Genomic DNA, 6386 nt, shown 5'->3' with positions numbered 1-6386 from the left:
TCTTCCTCGGCATCCTCGATTCCGATGGCTTGCTTTCGGTTTTTTCGAACCCGGCGCCGATAACGATCGGCGCGATGTTCGTCCTGTCGGGGGCGCTACTCAGGACAGGCACGATCGACGCAATCGCTTCGGGGATCGTCGCGCGGGCGGCAAAACGGCCGCGGCTTGCACTTGTCGAGCTGTTTATCGGCGCGTTCGTTGCCTCGGCCTTCATGAACAACACGCCGGTCGTGCTGGTCCTCATCCCGATCATGGCGCGGCTCGCCGAAGCGACGGGGATGTCGGTCAAGCGGTTGCTGATCCCGCTTTCCTATATCTGCATTCTCGGCGGGACGATGACGCTGATCGGCACCTCGACGAACCTGATCGTCGACGCGGTCGCGCGGCAGGAAGGGCTGGAACCGTTCGGGATTTTCGAGATTTCGCCGTACGGGCTGATGGCGGCGCTGGCGGGCGCGGTGACCCTGTCCATCTTCGGTCCGCTCCTGCTGCCCAAGGGCGATCCCTCTTCCCTCTATCGCAGCACCGAGGATACCGACTTCCTGACCGAACTCATCGTATCGGACGACAGCGATACTATCGGCCGCAACTATGGCGAGCTCTCGGCGCTCCGGCCGACGCGGGTCAAAGTGCTGGCGATCAAGCGGGGCGATCAGTTCATTCGTCAGGAAATCGCCGAAGAGGTCGCCATGGCGGGCGATCATATCATCATCCGGACCGACATGACCGAGTTGCTGTCGCTGCGCCGGACGCGGCAATTCGAGATGGGGATTGCCGGACGCAACGGCCCCAGCGCGAATAGCGAGGCGCTGGTCGAAGCGACGATCGCGCCGACTCATCCTAGCCTCGGCCGGCGGCTCAGCGACATCCCGTTTCTGAGCCGGCTGCGCGTCCGGATCATCGGGATTACCCGTCACCGGCAGTTGCCGGGCCCGGACATGCCCAACGCGCGCATGCGGGCCGCCGATCGGTTGCTCGTGACCGGTTCGGAGGACGCGATCCGGCGGATGTACGAAAATCCGAACCTGCTCGGCGTTGGCCAGACGCGGACCCGGGAGTTCCGGCGGGACCGCGCGCCGATCGCGATCCTCGCGCTCGCCGCCGTCGTCACCCTGGCCGCGCTCAATATCGTGTCGCTGGCGGTCGCGGCGATCCTCGGCATGGGCGCGATCCTCGCCGCCCGCTGCATCGATGCGGAAGAAGCCTGGGGCTCGATCGACGGCAATGTGCTGATCCTGATCTTCGCCATGCTCGCCGTCGGCGTAGGGCTGCAACAGGCGGGAAGCGTCACGCTCATCGTCAACGCGGCCGTACCGATATTGCAGTCCGCTCCCGTCTGGTCGCTGATCTTCGTCGTCTACATCCTGTCCGTCCTCCTCACCGAGATCGTTACCAACAACGCCGTTGCCGTGATCGTCACGCCGATCGTCATCGGCCTGGCCAACCAGCTCGGCGTCGATCCGCGGCCGCTCGTCATTGCCGTCATGTTCGCCGCGTCTGCGAGCTTCGCCACGCCGATCGGCTATCAGACCAACACGCTCGTCTATGCAGCGGGCAATTACCGCTTTACCGATTTCGTCAAGGCCGGGCTGCCGCTCACCGCTGCGGTGGGCTTCACCACCTGCCTCACCATCGCCTTCCTCTTTTCCTGAGGGAGTTGCGGTCGTTGCTGCCGCGCTATAGCGTCGCGGAAAATCCGGGTCTCGAGGGGAGCGCCGCATGAAATTCTGGTTCAAGATTCCGCTGTGGCAGCGGGTCGTCGGCGCACTGATCCTCGGCGTGATCACCGGCCTGCTTTGGGGGCCGGATGCGGAAAGCATCAAATGGATCGGCGACCTGTTCATTCGCGCGATCAAGATGCTCGTGGTGCCGCTGATCTTCTTCTCGCTCGTAGCCGGCGTCGCCGCGATCGGCGATCTGCGCAAGCTCGGCGCGGTCGGCGGGCGGGCGCTGCTGCTTTTCATCGTGACCGGGCAGATCTCGGTCTGGCTCGGATTGGGTCTCGGCACTTTTTTCGCGCCCGGCGCGAGCCTCGACGCCGAATTGCCCGAAGGCGCCGAAGTGCCAGAAGCCAATCCGGTATCGGCGACGGACATGATCCTGTCCATGGTGCCCGAAAGCCCGGTCCAGGTCATGGCGGACGTGCAGGTGCTGCCGCTGATCGTTTTCGCGCTGCTGATCGGCATCGGCATCCTGATGGCCAAGGAAGACGGCGAACCGGCCGCGAAGATTTTCGATTCCGGCGCCATCATCATGCAGAAGGTGACGATGATCGTCATGGAGCTGACGCCGTTCGGCGTTTTTGCGCTGATGGCGTGGGTCGCGGGCACGTTCGGGTTCGAGGCGTTGCTGCCACTCGCCAAGGTCGTGGCGCTCAACTATGCGGGCTGCCTGATCATCATTTTCGGCCTGTATTCGGCGATGGTGCATTTCCTCGCCAAGGTGCCGGCGCGCGACTTCTTCCGCGGGATCATCGATGCGATGGCGGTATCCTATTCGACCGCCTCGTCCAACGCCACGCTGCCGGTCACCCTGCGCTGTACCCAAAGGAACCTCGGCGTCTCGCCCAGCGTATCGAGCTTCGTCGTTTCGCTCGGCGCGACGATCAACATGAACGGGACGGCGATGTATCTCGGTCTCGCCACCCTCTTCGGCGCCCAGATATTCGGCGTCGACCTCACGATCGGCCAATATTTCCTGATCTCGATCCTGGCGACGCTCGGCGCCGTGGGCGCGGCAGGGATTCCCGGCGCCGGCCTCATCATGATGAGCCTGGTCTTCACGGCCGTCGGCGTGCCGCTCGAGACGATCGCCTTCGTCGCCGGCATCGACCGGATCATGGACATGATGCGGACGACGACCAATGTGTCGGGCGATGCGGCGGTCGCGACGACGGTGGCCGCGATGACCGGCGAACTGGATCGCGAGGAACTGGTTTCGGCGGACGATATCTAGATTGCGACGATCCGTTTTATGGCACTGGACAAGCGGGCCATTCGCTCCCATTTCGCTGCGCGCACGGCCGTCTCGTCCACGAGACGGGTGCATGCGATTACATGGAGAGTAACAAGATGAAAAAGCTAGTCTATGCCGCGCTGGTCGCACTGGTCGGCAGCCCGCCAGCGATCGCGCAAAACAGTGATACCGTCGAAGACGCCGAAGCCGCCGCCGAGGCCGATTTCGACAAGCCGGAACCGGCGGCCCAGGATATCGAACCGCTCAGCGAGGAAGAAGCCGCTGCCAACGACGCGGCGAAGGCCGAACTGGGCATATCGGAAGAAGAGGGCGAAAAGCCGAGCGACCCAGCCGAGTAAATCTTCGGCAAGCTGATTTCGGGCGGCAAACCGACATCCGGTTTGCCGCCTTTTTCATGCCCGGCGAATGCCGATGACGGTTCCCTTGGTGCCGTCGCTGACGAGGTCGAAATCGAAATTCGGATGCATTTTCGCCCAGCGGCGCCGAACGATGCGTTCGCCCGGCCGGGCGCCGTCGTCGAGCATCACCATTCCGCCGATGGCGATCTTGTCGAACAGGCTGGCCGCGGCGCCCCGTCCGAGCGGATGGATGGTCCAGCACGGCCCGTCGATCAGCATCAGGTCGATATCGTCGGGCAGCGGGCCGTGATCATACCACAGGCCGCGCCATCGCCCCGGCGCCGCGACGAGCGGCACGCAGCGCAGGTCCGAACTCAGGCCGTGATCGGCCAGCCATCGCCGCGTCGCATCGACGAAATCGGCATGCTGGTCGAAACTGATCAGCCGTCCGGACCCGTTGATCTGCAAAGCGCGCGCGGCGACCAGCGTGGAGGCGCCGGCGCCGAATTCGACGACGAGCTGCGGCTTCGCATCGAGTATCCGGTCGGCGATCTTGTGGAGCAGGCTGGTGTCCGCCTTCCAGCTGCCCAGATTGGGCAGCGCGTCGGCCGGCAGGCCCAGCCGCTCGATCAGATCGCGCTTTTCCGCCTGCGTTCCGCCACGCAGCGAGCGCAGCAGCCAGGGCCACTGGACGGCCCCGATGCCGAACAGGGCCGCCCAGTCCTGCCAGTCGCGTTCGAAATGCGCCTCATCGGCATGGGCGCGGGGCAGGAACTGGGTCGATTCACGCGATGTCATGCGGTCGGCCTAACCTTGGTTGTCCATGGATGCGATATAGCGCTCGATCAGCGCGATGCCTTCCTCGTGCAGCATCCCGCGGCCGATTTCGGGCATGGCGACGCCGGGATCGCGCGAGCGCATGCGGTAGATGAAGATCGAGCGTTCGGGATGGCCCGGCGCGATGTCGTAGTCGCGCCCGCCGCTGCCGCGCCCCGCCGCGACCGGGCGTTTGAGGATGCCGCGCGCAACCGGGTCCGCCTCGTCGTAGCCGAGAAACAGCCCCGAATTGCTCGCGCTGCCCGCGCGGCCGTGACAATGGGCGCAATTGACGTCGAGATAGGCGCGGGCGCGCTGATCGAGCGTTCCGTCGCTTTCGTCGTCCCAGACCGGCACGCGCGGCGCGTCGGCCGGCGCACTATCGAGGATGGACCAGTCCACCCATTGCGCCAGCCGCTGACCATCGTTGAGGTTGCGGGCGCTCGGACCGATCAGCGCGAGTTCACCATTGCTCGAGTGACAGGTCTTGCACTGGTTCTGATTGGGGACCCGATAATCGATGGACTGGCTCTCGCCCTGCGCGTCGATCCAGGAAACGGGAATGCGCTGCCCTGCACGGCGGAGCACCGCGTCTGTACCGTCGTCATTCCAGACATAGGGCAGCGCGATCCAGCCATCGGCGCGGCGCAGCAGCACGCGCGTCTCGAGCCAGCGGACGGGGCTGTCGGGATCGCGAAAATCGGCCGGATAGCCGAAGCTCTTGATCAGCGCCGATCCGACCGGGAATTCGAAGACGCCATCGGCATTATAGGTCGCCGCCTGGCCCTCGGGCACATAGACGAAACGGTTCTTCACCGCATAGTCGCTGAACAGTGCCGTATTGAGCTCGTAACCGACGACCCGGTCGTTCGGCGTATGGCCGATGCCGTCGGTGAAGAAACGGAATTCCGACAGGTTCTGCGGCAGCGCATCGCCGGCGATCAGCTCCGTGGCGACGGGCGCGGTCGCGCTGGCGCTGACGAGCGCCAGCCAGCCGGCGATAGCGGCCAGCGCCCGGTTCACCGGAGCGCGGCCTCCATGCTCTCCGGCAGCACGACAGCCTGCAGCTCTGCCGAGCCGGCACCCGAGCTGAGATCGGCCGGGCCGGGTTGCGCTTCTTCGAATGGCTGGCGCAGCCGCGTCAGGCCGAGCGAGAGCACACCGATATCGTCGGAAACGCGGATGCCTTCGCCCTGGCCGTCCCAGATGATGGGAGGAAGATCGTCTCCGAGCGCGGTCCGCAATTGCGCTCCACCGTCGAAATCCGGATTGTAGCCGGCCGGGCCATGGAGATTGTCCCGGATCGTGACGTTCAGCGGATAGGGGTTGTAGCGCTCGTCGTCATAATCGTTGGGATAGGCGACCATCAGGATATTGCCCGAACCATGGTCGGCGATGATGTTGTTGAACACCTCCACATTGCGATGCGCCATCACCATCACGCCCATGCCCGCCGGCACGGTCGCCACGATATTGCCCTCATGCGCGAAGTTGGCGGTGTTGTTGTCATGGATGAAGTTGCGGAAGACGCGGACCGAATGGCCACCGACCTGCGGAATGCTCGGCAGGTCGAAGACGAGGATGCCGCCCGTATTGTTGGTCGCGACGTTATCGTAGACATCGGCGTAGAAGCTGTTCTCGATCTCGATCCCGGCGACGTTGTAGTGGACGTAATTGTTGCGCACGACGATCTGTTGGGACTGGCCGACATAGATGCCGGCGTCCGACGAACCGATCACCGTCGAGCCGTCGACGAGCACATGCGTCGATTCCACCGGATAGATGCCATAGGCGCCATTGTCCGGATGCGGCCCGCGCGTCCATTCGACGCGGATATTGTGATAGACGATCCGGTCGGCTTCCTTGGACTTGATCCCGTCGCCGCGCGTATTCTCGACCGCGAAATCGCGGAGGACCACGTCGTCGGAGGTGACAAGCAGCCCTTCACCCGATCCGACCTGGTTGCTGAAATCGAGGATCGAGGCGTCCGGCCCCGCGCCGCGCACAGTTACATTGGCGACATCGAGCGACAGCCCGTCGGTCAGCTCGAACCGGCCCGGCCCGATCTCGACCGTATCGCCCGGCTCGGCAATGATCAGCGCTTCCTGCAGACGCTCCTGCGCGTCCGGCCCGGCTTCGACGGTGTGGGTGGCGGCAAACACGCTGGTCGATGCCAGCAGCATCGCGGCGGCGGCGATTATTTTCATGGCGACGTCCTCTCCCTTTGACGTGTGCGGAAACTAGCGCAGGTGTGGG

The 6386-nt window shown here is 64.5% G+C and carries 6 protein-coding genes; 3 read left to right on the top strand and 3 right to left on the bottom strand.

All coding sequences use genetic code 11. The features are described 5' to 3' along the window. The 3 genes from ACTS1X_RS02650 to ACTS1X_RS02640 form a co-directional block, all read left to right on the top strand. A partial coding sequence (locus ACTS1X_RS02650; RefSeq protein WP_442612836.1) for an SLC13 family permease occupies positions 1-1652 on the top strand: 1652 nt, incomplete at its 5' end. 67 nt (positions 1653-1719) lie between these two features. Beyond that, entirely contained in the window at positions 1720-2955 is a 1236-nt protein-coding gene (locus tag ACTS1X_RS02645) for a dicarboxylate/amino acid:cation symporter (RefSeq protein WP_442612835.1), read from the top strand. A 116-nt stretch (positions 2956-3071) separates the two neighbouring features. Then, complete coding sequence (locus ACTS1X_RS02640) at positions 3072-3314, top strand: hypothetical protein (RefSeq protein WP_442612834.1); 243 nt, start codon at positions 3072-3074, stop codon at positions 3312-3314. Positions 3315-3368: 54 nt separating this feature from the next. On the opposite strand, the gene ACTS1X_RS02635 is transcribed toward ACTS1X_RS02640, so the two are convergent. The 3 genes from ACTS1X_RS02635 to ACTS1X_RS02625 are packed head-to-tail and all read right to left on the bottom strand — an operon-like array spanning position 3369 to position 6337. After that, a complete protein-coding gene (locus ACTS1X_RS02635) occupies positions 3369-4112 on the bottom strand; it encodes a class I SAM-dependent methyltransferase (RefSeq protein ID WP_442612833.1) in 744 nt (247 codons plus the stop codon). Between the two features lie 9 nt (positions 4113-4121). Then, on the bottom strand, positions 4122-5153 hold the full coding sequence (locus ACTS1X_RS02630) for an SO2930 family diheme c-type cytochrome (RefSeq protein WP_442612832.1): 1032 nt from the start codon (positions 5151-5153) through the stop codon (positions 4122-4124). Beyond that, a complete protein-coding gene (locus ACTS1X_RS02625) occupies positions 5150-6337 on the bottom strand; it encodes a parallel beta-helix domain-containing protein (protein ID WP_442612831.1) in 1188 nt (395 codons plus the stop codon). The genes ACTS1X_RS02630 and ACTS1X_RS02625 overlap by 4 nt, the downstream gene beginning before the upstream one ends. Positions 6338-6386 lie beyond the last annotated feature (49 nt).

This window comes from Parasphingopyxis sp. (assembly GCF_052168275.1).
In the GTDB taxonomy this organism is placed as follows: domain Bacteria; phylum Pseudomonadota; class Alphaproteobacteria; order Sphingomonadales; family Sphingomonadaceae; genus Parasphingopyxis.
The sequence above is the reverse complement of the archived record's forward strand: the minus strand, read 5'-3'. Positions and strand labels throughout refer to the sequence as shown.